The sequence below is a fragment of the Marinobacterium sp. YM272 genome (genome assembly GCF_050908845.1).
Classification (GTDB): Bacteria; Pseudomonadota; Gammaproteobacteria; order Pseudomonadales; family Balneatricaceae; genus Marinobacterium_D.
Window position 1 is genome coordinate 2,792,587 of record NZ_CP194171.1, and the last position, 23,658, is coordinate 2,816,244.

Annotated in this window: 17 protein-coding genes; 7 read left to right on the forward strand and 10 right to left on the reverse strand. The window is 58.8% G+C overall.

Annotation, left to right across the window (positions count from 1 at the left end):
- Positions 1-24: 24 nt before the first annotated feature.
- Both ACQUQP_RS12370 and ACQUQP_RS12375 read left to right on the forward strand, forming a co-directional pair.
- Complete coding sequence (locus ACQUQP_RS12370) at positions 25-597, forward strand: DUF2889 domain-containing protein (RefSeq protein WP_432695338.1); 573 nt, start codon at positions 25-27, stop codon at positions 595-597.
- 26 nt (positions 598-623) lie between these two features.
- Positions 624-1,169 (forward strand): hydrolase, encoded by a 546-nt coding sequence (locus ACQUQP_RS12375; protein ID WP_432695339.1) that lies wholly within the window; start codon positions 624-626, stop codon positions 1,167-1,169.
- A gap of 67 nt (positions 1,170-1,236) precedes the next feature.
- On the opposite strand, the gene ACQUQP_RS12380 is transcribed toward ACQUQP_RS12375, so the two are convergent.
- Positions 1,237-2,661 carry a xanthine/uracil/vitamin C permease gene (locus tag ACQUQP_RS12380; protein ID WP_432695340.1) on the reverse strand — a complete coding sequence of 475 codons (1,425 nt, stop codon included), beginning with the start codon at positions 2,659-2,661 and terminating at the stop codon, positions 1,237-1,239.
- A gap of 224 nt (positions 2,662-2,885) precedes the next feature.
- Positions 2,886-4,514: an acyl-CoA synthetase gene (locus tag ACQUQP_RS12385; protein ID WP_432695341.1), complete on the reverse strand. Its 1,629-nt coding sequence runs from the start codon at positions 4,512-4,514 to the stop codon at positions 2,886-2,888.
- 211 nt (positions 4,515-4,725) lie between these two features.
- Between ACQUQP_RS12385 and ACQUQP_RS12390 the strand changes: the two genes are divergently transcribed.
- Positions 4,726-7,593: a cache domain-containing protein gene (locus ACQUQP_RS12390; protein WP_432695342.1), complete on the forward strand. Its 2,868-nt coding sequence runs from the start codon at positions 4,726-4,728 to the stop codon at positions 7,591-7,593.
- Positions 7,594-7,599: 6 nt separating this feature from the next.
- Positions 7,600-8,322, forward strand: coding sequence for a response regulator transcription factor (locus ACQUQP_RS12395; protein ID WP_432695343.1), 723 nt, complete (start codon positions 7,600-7,602; stop codon positions 8,320-8,322).
- Positions 8,323-8,405: 83 nt separating this feature from the next.
- Here the strand turns inward: ACQUQP_RS12395 and dsbD are convergent, their stop codons facing one another.
- Positions 8,406-10,286, reverse strand: a complete 1,881-nt coding sequence (gene dsbD / locus ACQUQP_RS12400; protein ID WP_432695344.1) for a protein-disulfide reductase DsbD — start codon at positions 10,284-10,286, stop codon at positions 8,406-8,408.
- Between the two features lie 236 nt (positions 10,287-10,522).
- On the opposite strand from dsbD, the gene ACQUQP_RS12405 reads away from it, so the two are divergent.
- Positions 10,523-11,590, forward strand: coding sequence for a 3-deoxy-7-phosphoheptulonate synthase (locus ACQUQP_RS12405; protein ID WP_432695345.1), 1,068 nt, complete (start codon positions 10,523-10,525; stop codon positions 11,588-11,590).
- Positions 11,591-11,655: 65 nt separating this feature from the next.
- Complete coding sequence (locus tag ACQUQP_RS12410; protein ID WP_432695346.1) at positions 11,656-12,558, forward strand: DMT family transporter; 903 nt, start codon at positions 11,656-11,658, stop codon at positions 12,556-12,558.
- A gap of 237 nt (positions 12,559-12,795) precedes the next feature.
- On the opposite strand, the gene ACQUQP_RS12415 is transcribed toward ACQUQP_RS12410, so the two are convergent.
- From ACQUQP_RS12415 to ACQUQP_RS12445, 7 genes are all read right to left on the reverse strand, one after another.
- Positions 12,796-14,166 carry a diguanylate cyclase domain-containing protein gene (locus ACQUQP_RS12415; protein ID WP_432698699.1) on the reverse strand — a complete coding sequence of 457 codons (1,371 nt, stop codon included), beginning with the start codon at positions 14,164-14,166 and terminating at the stop codon, positions 12,796-12,798.
- A 192-nt stretch (positions 14,167-14,358) separates the two neighbouring features.
- Positions 14,359-15,537 (reverse strand): 2-methylaconitate cis-trans isomerase PrpF, encoded by a 1,179-nt coding sequence (gene prpF / locus ACQUQP_RS12420; RefSeq protein WP_432695347.1) that lies wholly within the window; start codon positions 15,535-15,537, stop codon positions 14,359-14,361.
- 57 nt (positions 15,538-15,594) lie between these two features.
- Positions 15,595-18,204 (reverse strand): Fe/S-dependent 2-methylisocitrate dehydratase AcnD, encoded by a 2,610-nt coding sequence (gene acnD / locus ACQUQP_RS12425; RefSeq protein ID WP_432695348.1) that lies wholly within the window; start codon positions 18,202-18,204, stop codon positions 15,595-15,597.
- 73 nt (positions 18,205-18,277) lie between these two features.
- Positions 18,278-19,408, reverse strand: a complete 1,131-nt coding sequence (gene prpC / locus ACQUQP_RS12430; protein WP_432695349.1) for a bifunctional 2-methylcitrate synthase/citrate synthase — start codon at positions 19,406-19,408, stop codon at positions 18,278-18,280.
- 61 nt (positions 19,409-19,469) lie between these two features.
- Entirely contained in the window at positions 19,470-20,363 is an 894-nt protein-coding gene (gene prpB / locus ACQUQP_RS12435; protein WP_432695350.1) for a methylisocitrate lyase, read from the reverse strand.
- Positions 20,356-21,075 (reverse strand): GntR family transcriptional regulator, encoded by a 720-nt coding sequence (locus ACQUQP_RS12440; RefSeq protein WP_432695351.1) that lies wholly within the window; start codon positions 21,073-21,075, stop codon positions 20,356-20,358. The genes prpB and ACQUQP_RS12440 overlap by 8 nt, the downstream gene beginning before the upstream one ends.
- A 127-nt stretch (positions 21,076-21,202) precedes the next feature.
- On the reverse strand, positions 21,203-22,069 hold the full coding sequence (locus ACQUQP_RS12445; RefSeq protein WP_432695352.1) for an alpha/beta fold hydrolase: 867 nt from the start codon (positions 22,067-22,069) through the stop codon (positions 21,203-21,205).
- Between the two features lie 182 nt (positions 22,070-22,251).
- Between ACQUQP_RS12445 and pabB the strand changes: the two genes are divergently transcribed.
- A complete protein-coding gene (gene pabB, locus ACQUQP_RS12450; RefSeq protein ID WP_432695353.1) occupies positions 22,252-23,634 on the forward strand; it encodes an aminodeoxychorismate synthase component I in 1,383 nt (460 codons plus the stop codon).
- Positions 23,635-23,658: the final 24 nt, after the last annotated feature.

Consider the following 23,658-nt stretch of genomic DNA (forward strand, 5'->3'; position numbering starts at 1 on the left):
TTGCGTCGCACAACAGGAGTCGCCATGCCATTATCAACGCCCACCGAGAGGTCTCTGTCGCACACCCGACGGGTTACCTGCCACGGCTTCAAACGTGCCGATGGGCTCTGGGATATCGAAGCTCATATGATAGATACCAAGACCGCGGATATTGAATTGTATGAGCACGAAAACGGCATTTTGCCAGCTGGAGAGGCGCTACACGAGATGTCGATCCGCATCACGGTCGACCTGGAGCTGAACATCCTCGATGCAGAGGCGGTTATGGACAACCACCCGCTGCGTATCTGTCCCTCCATCGCCGAGCGTTACACCCTGCTCAAGGGGCTGCGTATCGAGGCGGGCTTCACCCGTAAAACCAAGGAGCTGTTTGGCGGCACCTCCGGCTGTACTCACCTGCTGGAACTGCTTGGCCCGCTGGCGACCACCGCCTTTCAGTCGGTTCACAAGGAACGTGCGGACCAGATTGAAGCGAACACGGGCGAAACGCCGCCACCGGTTCTGAACGGCTGCCACGCCCTGGCCGAGTTTTCCCCTGCGGTCAAAGAGCACTGGCCCCAGTACTACAAGCCCCAAAGCGACGATAATAATAACTGATTTCCTGATTACGCCGAGGCCCCACGATGCTGATTCAAGCGGATAACAGCTGCCTGCTGGTAGTCGATATTCAAGAGCGGCTTGCGCCTGCCATCGCCGATCAGAAAGCTCTGCTGGCCAACGCCTGCTGGCTTACCGATATCGCCAACCGGCTGCATATCCCGGTCCTGGCCAGCGAACAATATCCTCAGGGGCTGGGTGAAACAGTCGAGCCCCTGCGCCACCGCATCCCACGTGAGCAGACCTTCTCCAAACTCAGTTTTGCCTGCAGTGACGATAGCGCCTGCGCTGAGGCGCTGCAGGCGTTGCGCAGCGAACAGGTGATCATCATCGGTATGGAAGCCCATGTCTGCGTGTTGCAGACCGCGCTGCGTCTGCACGATCTCGGTCGTGAGGTGTTTGTGGTGCAGGACTGCATCGGCTCGCGCAACCAGGATAACAAGGCCGCCGCCATAGAGCGCCTGCGCGATAACGGCGTACAGATTGTGACCCGTGAGATGGTGGCATTCGAGTGGCTGCGCAAGGCGGGAGACGAACGCTTCCGTCAAATCAGCCGCGATTTCCTGCGCTGATGCCGCAATGAAAAACGCCCGCGCCGGGTTCTCCGGCGCGGGCGTTTTTCGTCTTTTACAAACCTGATCAGGACGCCTCTGCCCTCTCCTTCAACTCAGGCTGACCCTCCTGACCCGGCTCATCAGCGAAGATCACCTCATCCTCCGGCGCATGCTTGCCGAACAGCTTTGGCCGCTCGATCAGGAAGTAGAGCACCAGGCCAATAACAACCGCGTAAACCGTGGACTTCGGATCCGGCATCGCCAGAGTCACCGCCACGATACCGGCCACACCGCGTTCGGTCGGGTTCTTCAGCTGTTCCATGCCCACCATGATGCAGATGTAGGCGGTCAGAATCAGCGTCAGTGACAGCGCGATCGGCAGTACCGGCTTGAACAGTGTCACCAGCGGCAGGATGAACAGGGCCACCAGGCCGGTCAGCCAGAAAGTGCCGCCGCCACTGTAGATCGAATCCATCGCCTTGCGACCCATGGCGTAACGCTCGGCAACGGTGGCGTGCGCGGCGGTCCAGAGCGGTCCGGCCAGACCCGGCCAGGGCGCAAAGAATGAATGCAGCAGGTTACGCAGCGCGGTCACCAGGTGCACACGGTCAACACTGCCATCGATCTTTTCGTCCTTGCGCAGATGATCCATACGCTTCACCAGCGTAAAGCCCACGACGATATCGCCAAAGGCGATCACATAGGCGATCACTGCGGTTGGAATCGCCAGCAGGAACACGTCCCAGCCGGGGAAGCCGATGGTAAATGTCAGGTACTGCCACATCAGGGCAAAGTCTGGCTGCGTAATACCCCACTCGATCTCTGGCACCGCATATTCACCGGTGGTCCAGCCGATCGCCATGGCGATGATCATGCCCGGCACCATACCGAAGTTGGCGATCCGTTTTGCCAGCGGGCTGGCATTTACCACGTTTTTGAAAGAGAGAGAGAACAGCACATAGGCGGAAATAATCGCACCGATCAGCAGCGATATGGGGGTCGCATCCACGCGGCCGCCGGTCTTCAGCTCACCCATCAGGGCGGCAATACCTGCACCAATGATAATGCCAGCCTTCAGCGAGTTGGGGATCACATCCACCAGCTTGGAGCCCAGGCGCGTCACTCCAAGGATCAGGAAGATAAGGGTGACCTCCAGCTGCAGGGCGAACATCGCCTTGATCGCCTCGGGCCCAGGCTCAAACCCCTTGAGGTAGAGCAGAACCACCGGTATCGCCGGCGTAATCCAGCCCGGCACCAGCGGTACGCCGAGAAGCGCCGGCAGTATATAACCGAGCCCGGCGACGAAGGTAAACGCCAGGGCGGCCTCATAGGGCATCCCCAGGTAGTTTTCCAGCAACGGAATCATCGCCAGGCCGACCACAAACATGATCAGGCCCTGGATCATCTCCGGGGTTTCCAGGCGGTAATGGACCAGGGGGAGGCGTATTTTGAAGGGACCGAGTGGCCAGTGTGGCTGTTCGGCGCCGTGTTCACGGTTAACTATCGACATGTCTTTAACCTTATTCTTGTTAGTGTGGTGGCCGCCTAACTGCAGCTCAGTGAGGGCTTCACGCTGTCAGTAAACGCCGGGAATGCGTCGCAAATCTTTCGACAATGCAACGAAATGTATCGACGCAACCGAAAAAAAAGGAGCGCGGGAAAGCGCTCCTGAAAGCCAGGAATTGGAGTGCTTCTGGCATCACTATGAGTTCGTTACGTCAGCAGGCGGGTAGCTCAGAGCTCGCGCGTACGGTTCCTCAAAATGTATTTCTGAATCTTGCCGGTGGAGGTTTTCGGCAGGTCACCGAAGATAATCGTTTTCGGCACCTTGAAGTGAGCCATGTTCTCGCGACAGAACTGGATGATCTCCTCCTCGGTCACCTCTCCTTCTGCGGTAACGAAGGCACAGGGGGTTTCGCCCCATTTTTCATCCGGCCGCGCGACAACCGCGGCCTCACGCACCTTCGGATGGCGGTAGAGAATATCTTCCACCTCAATGCTGGAGATGTTTTCCCCACCGGAGATAATCACATCCTTGGACCGGTCCTTGATCTCCACGTAGCCGTCGGGATAGCAAACCGCCAGATCACCTGAATGGAACCAGCCGCCGGCGAACGCTTCTTCACTGGCCGTCGGGTTTTTCAGGTAACCACGCATCACCAGGTTGCCACGCATCATGATCTCACCGATGGTCTGCCCATCGGCGGGCACCGGCTCCAGGGTTACCGGATCGGCAACCTTCAGTCCTTCCAGCATTGGCGCCTTAACCCCCTGGCGTGATTTCAACCGTGCCCGCTCGTTCAGACTCAACTCATCCCACTCGCCTTTCCAGGCACAGACCACGCTCGGGCCGTAGGTCTCGGTAAGGCCATAGACATGAGTAACCGAGAAGCCGAGCGACTCCATGCCTTCGATCACTGAAGCGGGAGGCGCCGCGCCGGCGGTCATCACTCTGACCTGTTGCGCAATCCCCTGCTTCAGCTCATCGGCTGCGCCGTTGAGCATATTGAGCACAATCGGTGCGCCGCAGAAGTGAGTCACGCCATCATTACGAATCAGGTCATAGATCGGCTCCACCCGCACATGACGCAGGCAGACGTTGGTCCCGCTGACCGCCGCCACGGCCCAGGGGAAACACCAGCCGTTACAGTGGAACATCGGCAGGGTCCAGAGGTAGACCGGCTTCTCGGTCATCCCCCAGGAAACGATATTACTGAGGGCATTCAGGTAAGCACCGCGGTGGTGGTACACCACGCCTTTGGGATTACCGGTGGTGCCCGAGGTGTAATTCAGGGAGATCGCCTGCCACTCGTCAGCCGGCGGAACGTAATCAAACGCCTCATCACCAGTTTCCAGCAGTGCTTCGTAATCCATCTGCCCGATCAACTCGCCGCCCTCGTACTGGGGATCATCGATATCGATCACAATCGGATGACGTGACATCAGTTTAAGGGCGCGGGACACAACGGTGGAGAATTCGCGATCAACCAGCAGTACGCGGGTCTCCGCATGCTCCATGATGAAGGCCACCGCCTCGGGGTCGAGCCGGGTGTTGATACTGTTCAGTACCGCCCCGCTCATCGGCACGGCAAAATGCGCTTCGTAGTGTTCGGGAATATTGGGTGCAATAATGGAAACCGTATCACCGCTGTTAACACCCAGCTGCTGTAGCGCGCTGGCCAGGCGCCGGCAGCGCTGCCAGGTTTCCAGCCAGCTGCGTCTCACTTTGCCATGCACGACGGCGGTTCGGTTGGGGTAAACCTGGGCGGAGCGCTCCAGGAAGCTGACCGGCGTCAGTGTGGCGTAGTTGGCGCCGTTGCGATCAAGCTGCTGGTCGAAAATACTCGTAGCTGTTGCAGACATGGAAGAGCACCTCGTTATTGTTATCTCTGCAGGCGTGCTGAAGTCAGAGTCGTTATCAGACGCTAACGACATTAGGACAGGAGTTTTTCGACACTTTTTCGCAAATATAACGAAATGTAACAGGTGATCCCCGCACCCATAGAAGTGGTTTACTATGGGTCTGCTCTACAGATGCTGCGATAAAACGATAACGAACGCTGCGGATTAACTGGTGCTCACGTCCAATCTTACACAACGCTTTTTGCTGGGTATTTTCGCCATCATTGCGGCAATCATCGCGGCGTTCTATCTCTATTCAGTTCCGCTGATTCAGAAAAACGTGTTCGATATCGAGCGCAATGCGAGCCATATCGCGCTTAATAACGTGTTTGAACTCGCCGACAAGATGCACGACAGCTCGCGGGAATATCGTGAGCAGGTACTGGAGTCTCACCGCCAGCGCCTCAGGGCCGTGGTCGACTCGGCTTTTTTCTTCTTCCGCAATCAATATCGCCTGGCGCGGGACAGCGGCATGGACGACACCGCCGCGCGACGCTATGTGTTCGAGCAGCTACGCTCCCTGACCTACGGTGACGGCGACTACGTCTGGATAGCCGATGAGTCCTTCACCCTCGTCTCGCATCCGGATACCGCCTACCAGGGGCGCAGCGTCCAGGACTTGCTGGACGAGAGCGGCCACCCGATCATGCCGAAGGTCATCGACCAGGCGATGGCCGAGGGCGAAGGCTTTTACAACTACCGCTGGAACCGCCTTAACGAAGATCAAAAACTGGAGAAGTTTTCCTACGTCAAATACTTCCCCGAATGGAATTTCGTTATCGGCTCCGGCGTGTATATCGACGCTGTGGAGGCCGAGGTACAGGCCCGGCGCGAGCAGGCGCTGGCGGAGCTACGCGAAGCCTTTGCCGGGATCAAGATTGCGGAAACCGGCTACCTGTTTATCTTCGACAGCAACGGTCGCATGCTGGTACACCCCAACCGCAACATAGACGGCGCCGTGTTCCGCACTCTGAAAAACCCGGTGACCGGCAACACCATCATGGAGGATCTGATCTCCGTGGCCGATACCGGGCGTGAGCTCTACTACCACTGGGATCGCCCCACCGATCCGGGTAATTACCGCTACGAGAAGGTCTCCCTGGTGCGTTATCTGCCTGGCTTTGACTGGTATATCTGCTCATCGGTTTACCTTGAAGAGTTGCAGGCCAGCTCCGAGGTGCTCACCGACCGCATTCTGGTGATCGCCACCATCGCCCTGCTTGCGGCCCTGCTGCTGGCCTATATCTTCGTCAATTACATCACCCGACCGATCCGCCGACTCTCGGAGACCGCCCACTGCATCAGCAGCGGGCAGCTTGATGCAACCACCTCCATACGCCGGGATGACGAAATCGGCGTGCTGGCCAGTGCCTTTGACCGCATGGTCGATCGTCTGCGCCAGAACATCGCCCAACTCGATGACAAGGTCAGCGAACGCACACGGGAGCTTGGCCAGCGCAACCAGCAGCTGCGCCAGGCGATGGAGGAGATCAGCGCTGCCAGCCAGAACCTGCGGCTGATGGAGGAGCGCCAGCGACTGATCCTCGATGCACTGCCGGCGCAGATCGCCTATATCGATAACCGCCAGCGCTACGTCTTTGTCAACGAGGGCTACGCAGCCGCTTTCGGCCGCGCCAAGGAAGCCATTATCGGCAAGCACCTGAGCGAAGTGATCGGTGACAGCATGTACCGGGATATAACGCCCCAGGTAGAGGATGCACTCCAGGGTATCAGCAGCACCTTTGAATACCCGCTGCTACATGACGGGGAAACACGCATCACCAAGCGCACACTGATCCCCTTCGACCCGGAACAGGACCAGGTGCTGGGGTTGATCAACCTGTCACTGGATATCACCGCCGAGCGCGAGGGTGAACAGCGCCTCCAGGCCGCTCAAAGGATGCATACAGTGGGTCAGTTGGCGGGCGGTCTTTCTCATGATTTCAATAACTTATTATCGATACTTCAAGGTAATCTTCTCGCTATACAGAATAACCCCGAGACCCCCAAGGCGCTGCTGCGCAATATCGAACCGGCGATCAGGGCAACCCGCCGGGGCGCTGATATTACCCGCCGCCTGCTCGCCTTTGCCCGCCGCCAGCCGTTGTCGCCGCGGCGCATCGATCTGAGAGAGCTGATGAGCGACTGTGCAACGCTGATCAGCAACTCCCTGCCAGCGACGATCAACCTTGCCATCGAGATGGACGACGATCTCTGGCAACCCCGGGCGGACCCTGGCCAGCTTGAGGATGCGCTGGTCAACCTGGCGTTCAATGCCCGCACCGCGATGCCAGACGGCGGCGAAATCCGTATCCATCTGGCCAACCGCAGCGTCACCACCACTCTGCTGCTGGATGAGCAGGTAGTGGCCGGCGACTACGTTGAAGTCTCCGTCTGCGATACCGGCTGTGGTTTCAGCCAGGAGGCGATCGAGCGCGCTTTCGAACCGTTCTTCACCACCCGCAAAGAGGAGAACTCCTCGGGACTTGGGCTCAGTATGGTGTACGGCTTCGTCAAGCAGAGCAGTGGTTATATCGCTCTGTCTAATCATCCATGCGGTGGCGCCTGCGTCACCCTGCTTCTGCCGGTTGCTGGTGAACAGAATGCCTGCAGCACAGCTGACTTTGAGGTGGGCGCGGCAACCCCGGGTCGGGGACTTATTTTGCTGCTCGATGATGACGACGATGTACGCGAGGTGACCCGCGGGCAGCTGGCCGCCCTGGGTTACCAGGTGATCGAAAGCCAGACGCCCGATGAAGCCTGCGAGCTGATCGAGACCCTGCCGGAGCTTGAGGGTCTGGTCAGTGACGTGGTGATGCCGGGCAAAATCAGCGGTTTTGACGTGGCCAGGCAGCTGCGCCACACCTGGCCGAAAGCCGCCGCCGTCCTGATCAGCGGCTACGCCTCACGTCACGACGAGCGCCCGGGCGACTGCAGGCACCTGCCGCTGTTACGCAAACCCTTCACACGCGAACAACTCGGGCAGGCCCTGCTCAGCCCCCGCGCCCGACAGCCCCTGGATCAAGAACAAGAGAGATAATTACAGGTGAAGAAGAAACTTGTTTATATCGTCGATGATGAACCGGACATCTGCAGTCTGGTCGCCGACGAGCTGAATCGGCATGGTTATGACACCCGCTCCTTCAGGACAGGCGCCCAGGCGACCAATGCACTGAACCGGCGCAAACCCGATCTCTGCATCATCGATCTGGGCCTGCCCGACATGGATGGCACGGCCATTGTGCGCCAGCTGTGTGATTCGCTGGGCCTTGGCGTGATCATTATCTCGGGACGAAACAGTACCAGCGACCGGGTCCTGGGTCTCGAATTCGGCGCCGATGACTACCTGATCAAGCCCTTCGATCCCCGCGAACTGGTGGCGCGGGTCAACAGCCTGTTCCGCAGACTGGAACATATCGAAGCCGCCGCCAGTGTCGAACAACCAAGAATGGCGGCCTTTGCCGGTTGGGTATTCGACCCGGCAACCCTGTCGCTGACGCAGAAAGAGCAGAACCGAAGCGAGATCCTGTCAGCGGCGGAAGCCTCGCTGCTGACCCTGCTGCTACGTTCGCCACGACAGATACTGTCGCGGGATCAGCTGCTGCAGGGATATGCCGAGCCGTTCGATCGCAGCATCGATGTGAGAATGTCGCGGATACGCAAGAAGATCGAAACCGACCCGCGCCACCCGACCATCATAAAAACGGTCTACGGCGCCGGTTATATGCTCACGTCCGAGGTCAGCTGGCAGACCCGCAGTAACGACTGAAGCAAAAAACCTGACGGCCGGCTCAATAGGTGCGGGCTGGAATAAGCTCGATTTAGAATAAGTTCGATTTAGACTTTTTTGATTTAGAGAGTAGCGATACGTGACAGGAACACCTCCGGCTCGATCACCCCAACCATGGTCATCGCCGGGCGTTCCTGGCCATTCACATCGTGAAAGATAAGCACCGGCGGACCAAACACCTGGTAGCGCTGGTTCAGCGCCTTGGCGTCGGCATCATTGGCCGTAACATCAACCTTGATCAGGCTGAAATCAGCCAGTCGCGCCTGTACCCCCTGATCGGCAAAGGTCACATACTCAAGCTCAACACAGCTGACGCACCAGTCGGCATAGAAATCGAGCATCACCGGACGTTTATCAGCCTCGGCCTGAGCCAGTAGCGGCTTAAGCTCTGCAAGGCTGGTAACCCGGGTAAAGCCCAGCTGGGAGCGCGTCTGTATAGCGCCCTGGGCCTGTCCAGCAGATTGTTGAGCCCCTGCCAGCCCCTGCAACGGGAACAACAGGTTGCGGCTGCCGGACAAGACGCCGACCAGCAAAGCGATACCGTATATGGCCAATATGATACCGGCGCCCTTCCAGAGCTTGTGCCAGCCGCCGTGGTGCTCACCCAAGCGTTCGAATACATTCAGATAGACCGCGCTGACGATCAGGATCACACCCACCAGTGCCATGGTAATCTCAACCGGCCAGATACGGTCCAGCATCCAGACGGCCATGAGCAGCAGCACCACGCCGAAAGCCGCCTTCACGCCTTCCATCCAGGCGCCAGCCCGGGGTAGCAAACGGCCGGCCGATGCACCCACCAGCAGCAGCGGTAACCCCATACCCAGGGACAGCACGAAGAGCGCCGCACCACCGAGCACCGGATCACCGGTCTGGCCGATATAGATCAGTGCGCCCGCCAGAGGCGCCGCCATGCAGGGCCCGACGATCAGTGCCGACAACAGGCCCATTACCGCCACACCGGTCACCGAGCCGCTTTTCTGGTGGGAACTGACCTCGCTAACGCGGCTCTGCAGCGCCTTCGGCATCTGCAGCTCATAAAAACCGAACATCGACAGGGACAGCGCCACGAACAGCGCCGCAAAGACCGAAATCACCCAGGGGTTCTGCAGTGCCACCTGAATATTGGCACCGAACAAGCCGACGATAACACCGGCCACGGTGTAGGTCAGCGCCATCGCCAGCACGTAGACAAACGACAGGAACAGGGCCCTGCCGGTAGAGATTTTGTGTCCATGGCCAACGATAATCCCGGACAGAATCGGGATCATAGGAAATACACAGGGAGTCAGCGACAACGCCAGACCGGCGAGGAAGAAAGCACCGAGCGTAACCAGCAACGAGGTGCCGGCCAGCAGGTTTGCAAAGTGTGTCTGCTCGTTAACTGGTAGCCCGGCGTCCCGCGGAGCACTGCCACCGTCCGCAGAGGTACTGTTTGCGCCAAACGGGGCATCCTCCACCCAGCGCAGTCCAGCGGCGGAGACCAGGTCGGTCACATCCACCTGCTCGCTCACCGGCGGGTAACAGATCCCCCCTTCCCAGCAGCCCTGGTAACTGACATCCAGGGTGCCCTCGGTGACGCCCTTTTCCCCACCAACCAGCAGGCTGATCCGGGCCTCGTCGTAGTAAACCTCAACCTGTCCGAACAGCGGGTCATCCTTGGTGATCGATTCCGCATTGCGGCGATCAACCACCTGAACCCCTTCGCCGGGTGTGACGATAACCTTGTCCCGATAGAGGTAATAGTCGGGCTCCATCTGCCAGACCAGATCGAAACGCCCCGGGCTCACCGCTTCTATGCGCATCTGGTAAGCCTGCTCCACCGGCAGCGGCTGCCCCTTGCCGGCACCGATACTATCGAACAGGCCAGCCTGGGCTAGTGCCGGTATAAACAGCAGCAAGAAAAACAGATTTTTTACAGCAGAAACAAGCCGAGTACCCAAGGGCAGGTCCTTACAATCGTTCAAAAAACCGGATAAATGTTCTGACTCCTGATGTCAGAAGCGGTTCAAGCGCAGCCATATTACCACCGCCCCGGACCGCCCCGCACCCGGACAGTTTGTCGCAGGTCGCAGAAATAGCGTTCGCACCTGTGTCAGGGTAACCTTTATATGATAAAAAGAGCGTCCTTGGCGTGATAAGGACGCCACACTCTAGAGATCGCCTTCAGGAAAAAGAAATGACCGATAAACGCGTAGAAGACCTTAATGTAGAATCCACCACCGCGCTCGTATCCCCCGACGAGCTCAAAGCCAAGCTGCCGATCACCGAGGCAGCGGCCGAAGCGGTCATGGAAGGACGCCAGGTGATCCGCGACATCCTGGATCACAAGGACAAACGTCTGCTGGTTGTAGTTGGCCCCTGCTCCATTCACGATACGGAAGCAGCACTGGAATATGGCCGCAAGCTCAAAGCCCTGGCCGATGAGCTGAAAGACAACCTCTACCTGGTCATGCGTGTTTATTTTGAGAAGCCACGTACCACTGTGGGCTGGAAAGGCCTGATCAACGACCCGCACATGAACGACTCGTTCGATATCGAAGAGGGTCTGCATATTGCGCGTAAACTGCTGATCGATCTGTCCGAAATGGGGCTGCCGCTGGCCACCGAAGCGCTGGACCCGATCTCGCCGCAGTACATTCAGGATCTGATCAGCTGGTCCGCCATCGGCGCCCGTACCACCGAATCCCAGACGCACCGCGAAATGTCTTCCGGTCTCTCCTGCGCGGTCGGTTTCAAGAACGGCACCGACGGCAGCCTGGACGTTGCCGTTAACGCGATGAAATCGGTCAGCCACTCGCACAATTTCCTCGGTCTCAACAACGAAGGCCAGGTAGCGATCATTCGTACCCGCGGTAACGCCTACGGCCACGTGGTGCTGCGTGGCGGCAACGGCAAACCGAACTATGACTCCGTCAGCGTCAAACTGTGTGAGCAGGCCCTGGAGAAAGCCGGCCAGAGCAAGAACATCATGATCGACTGCAGCCACGCCAACTCCAACAAGGATCCGGCCATTCAGCCCCTGGTTGCTGAAGACGCCGCCAGCCAGATTCTTGAAGGCAACCGCTCGATCATCGGCCTGATGATCGAAAGCAACCTGGGATGGGGCAGCCAGTCTATTCCGGAACGCCTCGAAGATCTCAAGTATGGCGTGTCCGTGACCGATGCCTGTATCGACTGGAAAACCACCGAAAGCTCTCTGCGCGAGCTGTCCGCCAAACTGGCTGATGCGCTTAAAGCACGCTGATTAACTAAACCCGGGGAGCCGCGTTCGCTGGCTCCCCTCCCTTTCTTTCCCGTTCGAGCCTCCCTATGCACACAGATCCTGCCCGTCAGCACGGCTTGATGCTGGCCATCGCCGGCGTTTTTGTCCTCAGTTTCGATGCCCTGCTGATACGCCTGGCCGATACCACCGGCGCCGACGTGGCGTTCTGGCGCGGTGCGCTGATTCTGCTATCCGCTGGCACCATCTGCTGGTTCCGTCGCCGCCGGATCAACTGGCCTGACACCCCCCGTTTATGGGCATTCGCGATTACCGCCGCCACGCTCTATGGCATCAATTCCGGCCTGTTCGTGTTTTCCGTAAGCCATACTCACGTGGCTAACACCGTCGTCATCCTCGCCAGCGCTCCGCTGTTTGCCACGGCGATCTCCTGGCTCTTGTTCCGTGAACGTACGCCGAGGCGAACGGTGATCTCAATCCTTTTCGCGATTACCGGCGTGATCATCGTCTTCTCCGCATCACTTGGCCAGCCGGGACAGCTCGGTGATCTGCTGGCACTTATTCTGGCCTTCGGTATGGCGGCAGCCCTGACACTGCTGCGCCGTGTGCCCGACCTGCCAAGACTCCCGCTGGTTGCCGGCTCCGGGCTGGTGACAGCGCTGATCTGCTGGCCTCTTGCCGATCCGCTGCAGCAGACAGCCAGCAGCTATGGCTGGCTCGCACTGATGGGGCTGATCCAGATTCCGCTGGCGACGCTGCTCATCTTCAGTGCCACCCGGCACCTGCCCTCTCCGGAGGTCAGTCTTGTTTTACTCATCGAAACGATACTCGGCCCGGTCTGGGTCTGGTGGGCCCTCGGTGAAGAGCTGCCGTCACGCACGGTACTGGGAGGGGCTTTTATTCTGGGGGCTATAGCGGTGAACTCGGCACTATCACTGAAAAAGCAGGCCGATTTAAAGAGTGCTGGCCGCTATAACCAGACCACAAATTAGCTGAGTTAAATTCACCTAAAAACGAATTAACCATCATTTGTCGAAAGCCTGCTTAGACTTTAGCATTACAAGTGTTCGGGAGGGGGTGTGCATTCTGTCGTTGTTGTTGGGGTACACGCGCTGATGCGAGGATTCATTCCACACACCCTTCCAGTTTTTACTTTTCCTTGCGTTATCTCTAGTTATCGTACTGCCGCACACCTTGTGCGGCATTTTTTTGTCTACCGCAAAGCCAATTCAAACAGCCTCCCCGATCTCTCTGCTGTCCTGTTTGTGGGCGTGCTTCGCTGCGTACATCCGATCGTCGGCCAGGCGCACCAGATCATCGACATTAAGCGCCTCATCAGGAAAACATGCGAACCCGATCGCCGCGGAGATATCGATACTTTCCTGCCGGTAACTGAACGGCTGGAACAGTGACTTCTGAATCTTCTCGACGATCCGGCTGGCTTCCGCCGCGTCACGGACCATCGGCTGAAGCACCATGAACTCGTCTCCGCCGGTCCGAGCCACCGTATCCGTGCCCCTTACAGCGCCAGCCAGGCGTTGACCCACGGTTTTAAGCAGTGCGTCACCGGCCAGATGGCCAAGACGGTCGTTAACCGGCTTGAACTCATTGAGATCGATAAAATACAGCGTAAAACAGACGCCTGTGCGCTCATGCAGGCCCATCAACTGGTTGATCCGCTCCAGCATCAAGCGGCGGTTAGGCAAGCCTGTCAGCGGATCATGCATCGCTTCGCCATGAACGTTTTGATACAGCCTGACCAGAACGATCAGCAGGCCGACCACTAACGCCAACACGCTGTAAGCGATGATCCGAACCAGGTTGGTACTCATCCATACCGGCGCGGAAGCGGACGCAGGTTGCGCGGCAATGACCCAGCTACCGTTGGGAAAGACCACTTGCATTTCAGCCAGGGGCTGGGCAAAAACAGCCGGATCGCCAAAGAACACCTCACCATCAACACCCGTACCATCCTTTCCCCGGATGGCGACCTGATAGCCATTGATGACCGGCGTCAGGCCCACCGACGCAAACATGGAGTCGGCATCGATGACCACTGACGCCAGCCCCCAGTAACGCCCCCCGGCCGCTGGCATGCCGTGAACATAGATAGGCGTTCTGGCGATCAACCCCGTCCCACCCTGGACCAGTTCCAAGGGACCGGCCAGAATCATGCTGCCCGCCTCTATGGCCATTTTAACGGCCGGCCACTGGCGTTCATTCTGCTCGTAATCGAGGCCGAGGGCGCCTTCGTTGCCTTGCAACGGATAGACGAAGGAGATGATGTTATCCGGCGCAAGACCGATATTACGGATATGGCGGCTACCGCGCAGTATCTCGGCGGAAAGCGCTCGCCACTGCTCCGGTTCGATATCAGGTCTGCTGGCAACATAACTGGTCAGACCGTGGCTCAGGAACAGGACGGAGTTGATTTCACTCTCGATTTGAGCGCGCAACTGAGCGATCGTGCCCAGCGCTTCGATACGCCGGACCTGGTAGGTTCTGTCAACGACGGTGCGCTGAACAGCTTCAGTGAGGGCAACGCCCACAACGATGACGGCCAGTATCGCCAGATAGGGGAAAAGACGGCGGTGCCTCACAGACAACAAACCAGGTAACACTCCTGACGCTGAAGAGATGAGATCTGTATACGGCCAGTATTGCAGTTTCGACTCCTCATACCAACAAAAAAACCCGCGCAAGCGCGGGTCTGAAGAAGGTGGCGGAGCTGACAGGTACCCAACCACCCAATCTGGCCGAACAATCCCGGTAACTGTTCGGCGTAACCGACGTTAAAAGGTATCACCGGGCACTCGCACCCAACCTTCCATCAGGACACGGGCGCTTCGACTCATGATCGCTTTGGTAACGACCCATTCGCCGTCACGCTGCTCAGCTTCGGCGCCCACTCTCAGGGTACCGGACGGGTGCCCAAAACGGACGAAATTGCGCTCTCCGCCACCGGCCGCCAGGTTAACCAGCGTTCCCGGTACAACGGCTGCGGCACTGATGGCGACGGCCGCCGTGCCCATCATGGCATGGTGCAGCTTGCCCATGGACAGCGCGCGTACCACCAGGTCTATCTCCCCGGCTTTAACCTCCTTGCCGCTGGAAGAAAGGTAGTCCTGGGCACTGTTAACAAAGGCGATCTTCGGGGTGTGCTGACGGCTTTCGGCCTCTTTGAGCTCCTTGATCAGCCCCATCCTAATCGCGCCGTGGGCACGGATGGTTTCAAACCGAGCCAGCGCTGCAGGGTCAGAGTTGATCGCTTCCTGCAGCTCGGTGCCGGTATAGCCGATCTCTTCGGCGTTAAGGAAGATGGTCGGAATACCCGCGTTGATCATCGTCGCCTTAAAGGTTCCGACCCCGGGTACCTCCAGATCATCCACCAGGTTACCAGTGGGGAACATGGAACCCTCGCCATCGGCCGGATCCATGAATTCGATCTGCACTTCCGCCGCCGGGAAGGTGACGCCATCCAGCTCGAAATCGCCAGTTTCCTGGACTTCGCCGTTGGTGATCGGCACCCGGGCGATGATCGTCTTCTCGATATTGGCCTGCCAGATCCGTACGGTAGCCGTACCGTTTTCAGGCACTATCGACGGGTCGACCAGTCCTTTGCTGATCGCAAAAGCGCCAACCGCGGCGGTCAGGTTGCCGCAGTTACCGCTCCAGTCCACAAAGGGCTTGTCGATGGATACCTGGCCAAACAGGTAGTTAACATCGTGATCGGGACTGTCGCTCTTCGACAGGATAACGGTTTTGCTGGTACTTGAAGTCGCACCGCCCATACCATCGATCTGCTTGCCATAGGGATCGGGGCTGCCGATCACCCGCAGCAGCAGCGCGTCGCGGGCCGGACCCGGCACCTGGCAGGCTTGCGGCAGTTCCTCAAGACTGAAGAAGACGCCCTTGCTGGTGCCACCGCGAATATAGGTGGCCGGGATTTTAATCTGGGGAACGTGGCTCATGAATGTCTCCAGTTCAGTGAGCACGCAGGGCCGAAGAGCCCCGCGTGCCCGCATTACTCAGGCAACCGCTTCCGCTTCAAGGAACTCCTTGGCGAAACGCTGCAGCACACCACCGGCACGATAGGTTTCCACCTCTGCCGCGGTATCCAGTCGACAGATCACCGGTACCTCGACGCTTTCACCGTTGGCACGATGGATCACCAGCGTCAGCGTGGCGCCCGGCGCGATATCACCCTGCACATCGTAGGTCTCGGTACCGTCGATGTTGTAGGTGTGACGGGTCTCGCCTTCGCGGAACTGCAGCGGCAGTACGCCCATGCCGACCAGGTTGGTGCGGTGGATACGCTCAAAACCTTCAGCGACGATCGCCTCGACTCCGGCCAGGCGCACGCCCTTGGCGGCCCAGTCACGGGAAGAACCCTGACCGTAATCGGCACCGGCCACGATGATCAGCGGCTGCTTGCGGTTCATGTAGGCTTCGATCACCTCCCACATACGCATCTGGGTGCCTTCCGGCTCCAGACGCGCCAGTGAGCCCTGGATCACCTCGCCGTTGTCATCACGGCACATCTCGTTGAACAGCTTCGGGTTCGCCAGCGTGGCACGCTGCGCGGTCAGGTGATCGCCACGATGGGTCGCGTAGGAGTTAAAGTCCTCCTCCGGCAGCCCCATCTTGTGCAGGTACTCACCGGCCGCCGAGTTCATCATGATCGCGTTGGACGGCGACAGATGGTCGGTGGTGATGTTATCCGGCAGTACCGCCAGCGGACGCATGCCCTTGAGCGTACGTTCGGCCGCCAGGGCACCTTCCCAGTATGGCGGGCGACGGATGTAGGTGGACTGCGGGCGCCAGTCGTAGAGCGGGCTCTTCGCCTCTTCCACCTTGCCCAGGTCGAACATCGGGATGTACACCTGCTTGAACTGCTCGGGCTTCACGTGCTCCTTGACGATCGCATCGATCTCGTCATCGGAAGGCCAGATATCCTTCAGCGTTACCGGGTTACCGTTCTTGTCGGTGCCGAGGACGTCCTTCTCGATATCGAAGCGCACGGTACCGGCGATGGCGTAGGCCACCACCAGCGGCGGCGATGCCAGGAACGCCTGCTTGGCGTATGGGTGGATACGACCGTCGAAGTTACGGTTACCGGACAGTACGGCGGTGGAGTACAGGTCGCGGTCGATGATCTCCTGCTGGATCTTCGGATCCAGCGCGCCGGACATGCCGTTACAGGTGGTGCAGGCGTAGGCGACGATGCCGAAGCCCAGCTTCTCCAGCTCCGGCAGCAGCCCCGCCTCTTCCAGGTACAGGCGGGCGACTTTGGAACCCGGCGCGAAGGAGGATTTCACCCAGGGTTTACGGATCAGGCCCAGCTCGTTGGCTTTTTTCGCCAGCAGACCGGCAGCCACCACGTTGCGCGGGTTCGAGGTGTTGGTGCAGGAGGTGATCGCCGCGATGATTACGGCGCCATCCGGCATCTTGCCCTCTTTCTCCTCTGCCAGCGCCTTGTCCAGGTCCACGGCGATGCCACGCTCATGCAGCGCAGAGGTCGGCAGACGACGGTGCGGGTTGGACGGTCCTGCCAGGGTACGATCAACGCTGGACAGATCAAACTTCAGCACACGCTCGTATTCGGCACCGGTCAGCGCATCGGCCCAAAGACCAGTGGTCCTGGCGTAGTTTTCAACCAGCTCTACCTGCTCCGGCTCACGACCGGTCAGCTTCAGGTAATCGGTGGTCTGCTCGTCGATGTAGAACATCGCCGCGGTAGCACCGTACTCCGGCGTCATGTTGGAGATGGTGGCACGGTCACCGATGGTCAGACTGGATGCCCCCTCACCAAAGAACTCAAGGTAGGCACCAACCACACGTTCCTTACGCAGGAACTCGGTCAGCGCCAGCACGATATCGGTGGCGGTGATACCCGGCTGACGCTTGCCCACCAGCTCGACACCGACGATATCCGGCAGGCGCATCATCGACGGATGACCCAGCATCACGGTTTCCGCTTCCAGACCACCGACGCCGATGGCGATAACGCCCAGAGCATCGACATGAGGCGTGTGCGAGTCGGTACCGACACAGGTATCGGGGAAAGCAACGCCATCGCGCGCCTGGATCACCGGAGACATCTTCTCCAGGTTGATCTGGTGCATGATGCCGTTACCGGCCGGGATCACGTCCACGTTCTTGAACGCGGTCTTGGTCCAGTCGATAAAGTGGAAACGGTCTTCGTTGCGGCGATCTTCGATGGCGCGGTTCTTCTCGAACGCTTCCGGATCGAAGCCCGGCGCTTCCACGGCCAGGGAGTGATCGACGATCAGCTGGGTCGGCACCACCGGGTTGACCTTGGCGGGATCACCGCCCTTATCGGCGATGGCGTCACGCAGGCCGGCAAGATCGACCAGTGCGGTCTGGCCAAGAATGTCATGGCAGACCACGCGGGCCGGGTACCAGGGGAAATCGAGATCGCGTTTGCGCTCGATCAGCTGTTTCAGCGCATCGGTCAGCAGCGACGGCTCGCAGCGGCGCACCAGCTGCTCGGCCAGGATGCGCGAAGTGTAGGGAAGTTTGGCGTATGCGCCGGCCTGGATCGCATCGACCGCCTCGCGGGTATCGAAGTAATCCAGCGCAGTGCCCGGCAGGCTCTTGCGAAATTCAGTATTCATGGTGACAGGTGTCCATCGGTTCGGTTAACGAGGTCAAAAAAGCGGCCATAAAAAGGCCGCTGTCGTTATCGCATCAGGGACGATTTTCGATCGGGACCCACTCGGCAGTTTCAGGGCCGGTGTAATCCGCTGACGGACGGATGATGCGGTTGTTGGCGCGCTGTTCCATCACGTGGGCGGTCCAGCCAGCCACACGTGAGCAGACAAAGATCGGCGTGAACAGCTCGGTCGGAATGCCCATGAAGTGGTACGCGGACGCATGGAAGAAGTCAGCGTTACAGAACAGCTTCTTCTCGCGCCACATCACCGCTTCTACGCGCTCGGAGACCGGGTAGAGAACAGTGTCGCCCACCTGCTCTGAGAGCTGCTTGGACCACTTCTTGATAATGGCGTTACGCGGGTCGGACTCACGGTAGATCGCGTGGCCGAAGCCCATGATCTTGTCCTTGCGCGCCAGCATGCCCATGATTTGCTCTTCGGCTTCGTCGGCACTTTTCCAGTTTTCGATCATCGCCATGGCCGCTTCGTTGGCACCACCATGCAGCGGACCACGCAGGGAGCCGATTGCGCCGGTGACGCAGCTATGGATATCAGACAACGTGGAGGCGCAGACACGGGCAGTAAAGGTTGAAGCGTTGAACTCGTGCTCAGCGTAGAGGATCAGCGATGCATGCATCACGGAGACATGCAGCGGATCCGGCTTTTTATCGTGCAGCGTCCAGAGGAAGTGCTCACCGATGGAATCAGCGTCGGTCTCGGTATTGATACGCTTTCCGTATTTGGAAAAGTTGTACCAGTAGTTGATGATCGACGGGAACACCGCCAGCATACGGTCGATGTGATCGCTCTGCTCGTCGAAGCTCTCTTCGGTTTCCAGGTTACCCAGCATGGAACAGCCGGTGCGCATCACATCCATCGGATGGGCGTCGGCGGGGATCTGCTCCAGCACGGTTTTCAGCGCGTCGGGCAGGCCACGCATACCCTTGAGCTTCGCCTTGTAAGTGTCCAGTTCTGCGTGGTTCGGCAGTTTTCCGTAAAGCAGCAGATAAGCCACCTCTTCGAACTGGGCATTGTCGGCCAGCTCCTGGATATCGTAGCCGCGGTAGGTCAGACCGGCACCGGTCTTGCCGACGGTACAGAGGGCTGTTTCACCGGCCGACTGGCCGCGAAGGCCCGCGCCGCCGAGTTTCTTAGCTTCTGCCATGGTTATCTCCTCAGATCTCTAGCGGGCGTCTGGTGCGCCCTTAATCACGATAGGGCTGTTATTAAATGTTCTTGCCTTCTTTGAACAGCGCATCAAGCTTCTGTTCGAAGTCGTGGTAGTTCAGGAAATCGTACAGCTCCATACGGGTCTGCATGGTGTCGACAACCGCCTTCTGATCACCGTCATTAAGCAGGTGCTCATAGACGTTCAGCGCGGCCTTGTTGGCGGCACGGAATGCAGACAGCGGGTACAGAACCATGGTGGCGCCATGCTTGGCCAGCTCATCCTTATGGAACAGCGGAGTCGCACCGAACTCGGTGATATTGGCCAGCAGATGCGCGCCGCCGATGCCGTCGGAGAAGGCGGTGTAATCTTCCAGGGTGTGTACCGCTTCGGCGAAGATGCCGTCGGCGCCGGCTTCCAGGCAGGCCTGGGCACGTTCAACCGCGGCGTTCAGACCTTCCTGCTGGAAGGCGTCGGTACGGGCCATGACGAAGAAGTCGTCGTCGGTCCTGGCATCCACCGCCGCTTTGACGCGGTCGACCATCTCCTGCATGGAGACGATCTCTTTATTGGGACGGTGACCACAACGTTTCTGCGCCACCTGGTCTTCGATATGCACCGCGGCAGCACCACCCTTGATCATCTCCTTTATGGTACGGGCGATGTTGAAGGCGCCACCCCAGCCGGTGTCGATATCGACCAGCAGCGGCGTGTCGACAGCACTGGTGATACGGCAGACATCTTCCAGTACGTCATTCATCGAGGTCATACCCAGATCGGGCAGGCCGTAGGAGGCGTTGGCCACGCCGCCACCGGACAGGTAGATCGCCTGGTGTCCAACGCGCGAAGCCATCATTGCGTGGTAAGCATTGATGGTGCCAACGATCTGCAGCGGCTGGGTCTCAGCCAGCGCTTTACGGAAGCGCGCACCCGCAGTCAGTTTCTCAGCCATTGTTATCCCCTTGAGGTTTAGTCACTGCATTCAGTTTGTCCTCGATATTCCGACGCGCATTGCTTATATGACGGCGCATCAGCATCTCGGCCAGCTCGGCATCCCGCGCTTCGATCGCATCAACAATCTGCCGATGTTCTTTCAGAGCGCGCTTGGGACGGGAACTGGAAATACTGAACTGATAACGGTACATACGTACCAGGTGGTATAGATCGGCCCCGAGCAGCTCTTCGAGTTTTGCGTTTTTGCTGCCCTTGACGATCCGGTAATGGAAGTCGAGGTCGCCCTCTTTCTGGAAGTACGCACGGCCTTCCTGCTGGGCGATGGAAAGTTCGTGGTTGTCGAGCAGTACCTTGAGGCTGTTGATCTCCTCATCCGACATATGCTCGGCGGCGAGACGGCAGGCCATCCCTTCCAGTGCCTCACGTACGCGGTAGATCTCGATCAGCTCTTTTGCGGACAGTTCAACGACCCGGGCGCCGACATGGGGCTTACGTTCGATCAGGCGCCAGCCTTCAAGGCGACGAATCGCCTCACGCAGCGGACCACGACTGATGCCATACGCCTTGGCAAGACCCGGTTCGCTGATCTTCTGCCCGGGCAGCAGCTCACCGGTTACGATAGCGGTCACGATCTGCTTGCAGACCCGGTCTGCGATCGTGCGGCTCTCGTCGGATTCAGCGGCTGGTTTTTGATTTACGTCGGTGGTCATCGAAAACTTTCCAGATTGTCGACAATATTGAATTGTCGACACCTTACTCGGCCGTTTTCGGGTCGTCAACCGATGATGCTGGAAAAATTGTCAACACTAGACAAAAGTCTAGCCGATACCGGGTGCGTTACTCAGAACCGAAAAAACGTACCTGCTCCGCGTTCATGATACGGGCGATCTGGCGTGGCTTCTGAAACGGCAGCGAGTGATCGGTGCCGGGAATATGGAAGTAATGCCAGTTTGGCATCCGCTCGGCGAGCGTCAGGTGTAACTGATGCATCAACTCCACGCTATTGCCGCCGATAAAGCTGGTGACATCCCCCTGGGCCGCCAGCAGCGGCTCACGATCAACCTCACGTATCGCTTTGGTGACCGAGTCTAGTGCATAGGCAAAGCCTTCAGGACGCTGACCGAGGCGGGCGATGGTGAGCTTTTCCGTCTCTGGCGTGATCCGGCGGTTTGGCGAGATGGTATCGAGAAACTGACGGATACCGGCTTCCTTCTGTTCACTCCGAAGATGCACGGCGGCAGCGGAATATTTCTCTCTCAAGATGACCGTGGAATCCCAGTCCGGACGATCAAGCGAGGCAGGCTCTAACAGAAACTGCTTGGCTACCCGGTCGGGGTGCTGCTGCTTATATAGAAGACTCACCAGGCCACCCAGGGAATAGCCGCCCAGATCAAACTGCCACCAGCCCAGGTGATCAACAAGCGCGCCCAGGTCAGCAACGAGCTCATGCACACTGAAGGCGTACTCTTTGCCATCCGGGTACACCGTCTCGCCCATGCCGCGGATATCCGGCACAAGGATCTCGCTCCAGTGACTGAGAAAAGACTGCAGCATCTCCCAGGTATCCTGTCCGGCGACGCCGGCACCATGGACCAGCACCAGTCTTCTGCCGCTGTCGACCTTCGGGTGGCGATACAGGCGGTAGGTCAGATGCTGGTCCGGCAGATCGAACGTACGTATCTCGGAGGTGTAGCCTTTTTTCATCCCTCGTAGGTCCTTTTGACAGCTGAATGTGGCGTTATTATAACCCCGGCAAAGTATGATTCAGTCGACCGTATCGCCCCGTACTCCAAAAACCCCGCACCTGCACGCGAGCCCTGGCGCTTCGAGACTCGCGCGACCTGACGTCAGAGGTTAAAATCTTCGCTTTGCCCAGGATCTGCCGCTTGCTCTCTATACACTCTCTACCCTACCCGCTGGACGCCCACCGCACCTTCAGCCGCATCAGAGAACTTGGCGACCCGGTGATGCTCGACAGTGCCCAGCCCCAGTCGGACCCCAGGTTTGGTCGCTACGATATTCTCGCCGCCGCGCCAGACATTATCGTACGATACAACCGGGGTCGCACGGAGATGAAACGGCGCGGGCTCTGGAGCAGCGTTGATGGCGACCCGATCGACCTTCTCAAGACGCTCAATGCGGAGATCGCACTGCCCGATAGCGGAGGTCATCCGTTTTGCGGCGGGTTGATCGGCCACTTCAGTTACGACCTGGGACGCGCATTCGAAAAGCTGCCCGAGCAAGCCGAGGATGATGTGGCACTGCCCGAGATGCGGGTCGGACGGTATCTCTGGGCCGTGGTTATCGATCATGAAGCGAAGACGAGTGCGCTGGTCGCTCACCCTGCAGCGGAACCACAGCAGGTTGCCGCCGTACACAAGTTATTGCTGAAAGCTGATAACGACACGGCAACGGCGTCGCAGAGCTTCAGACTGCTGACACCCTTTGAGAGTTGCTATAGCCGACAAGCGTACATGGATGCCTTTGACCAGGTTCAGCGCTATATCGCTGCCGGGGACTGCTACCAGATCAACCTGACCCAGCGTTTCAGCGCCCGCTGCGAGGGGGATCCGTTTTCCGCCTATGTTGCGCTACGTCGCCGGGCAACAACCCCGTTCAGCGCTTACCTGGAATCGGAACAGGGCGCGATCCTGTCCCTCTCGCCGGAGCGCTTCCTGAAAGTCTCCGACAGCGGCGCGGTGGAAACCCGTCCGATCAAGGGTACAAGACCCCGTGGCAGCGATGCCGACAGTGACCAGGCGTACATCGACGAGCTCAAAGGTTCGCCAAAAGACCGCGCCGAGAATCTGATGATTGTCGACCTTCTGCGCAACGATCTGGGCAAGGTATGCCAGGCGGGCTCTATCAGCGTACCGGAACTGTTCGAGATAGAGACCTACCCCAACGTTCATCACCTTGTCAGTGCAGTCACCGGCCAGCTTGCTGACGATTATTCGAGCCTGGACCTGCTCAAGCACTGCTTCCCCGGCGGCTCGATCACCGGTGCTCCGAAAATCAGGGCGATGGAGATCATCGATGAGCTTGAACCGCAGAGGCGCTCGATCTACTGCGGATCCATCGGCTATATCAGCGCAGCCGGCGGCATGGATACCAGCATCTGCATCCGCACCCTGCTGGTGGAGAACGGCCGCATTTACTGTTCTGCAGGCGGCGGCATCGTCGCCGACTCGGTAGGCGATGAGGAGTACCAGGAATCGTTCGATAAGGTGAACAACCTGCTCGAGACGCTGGAAGAGCTGAGCTCATAGCGTTTCTTTTGCGACGGATAAGCC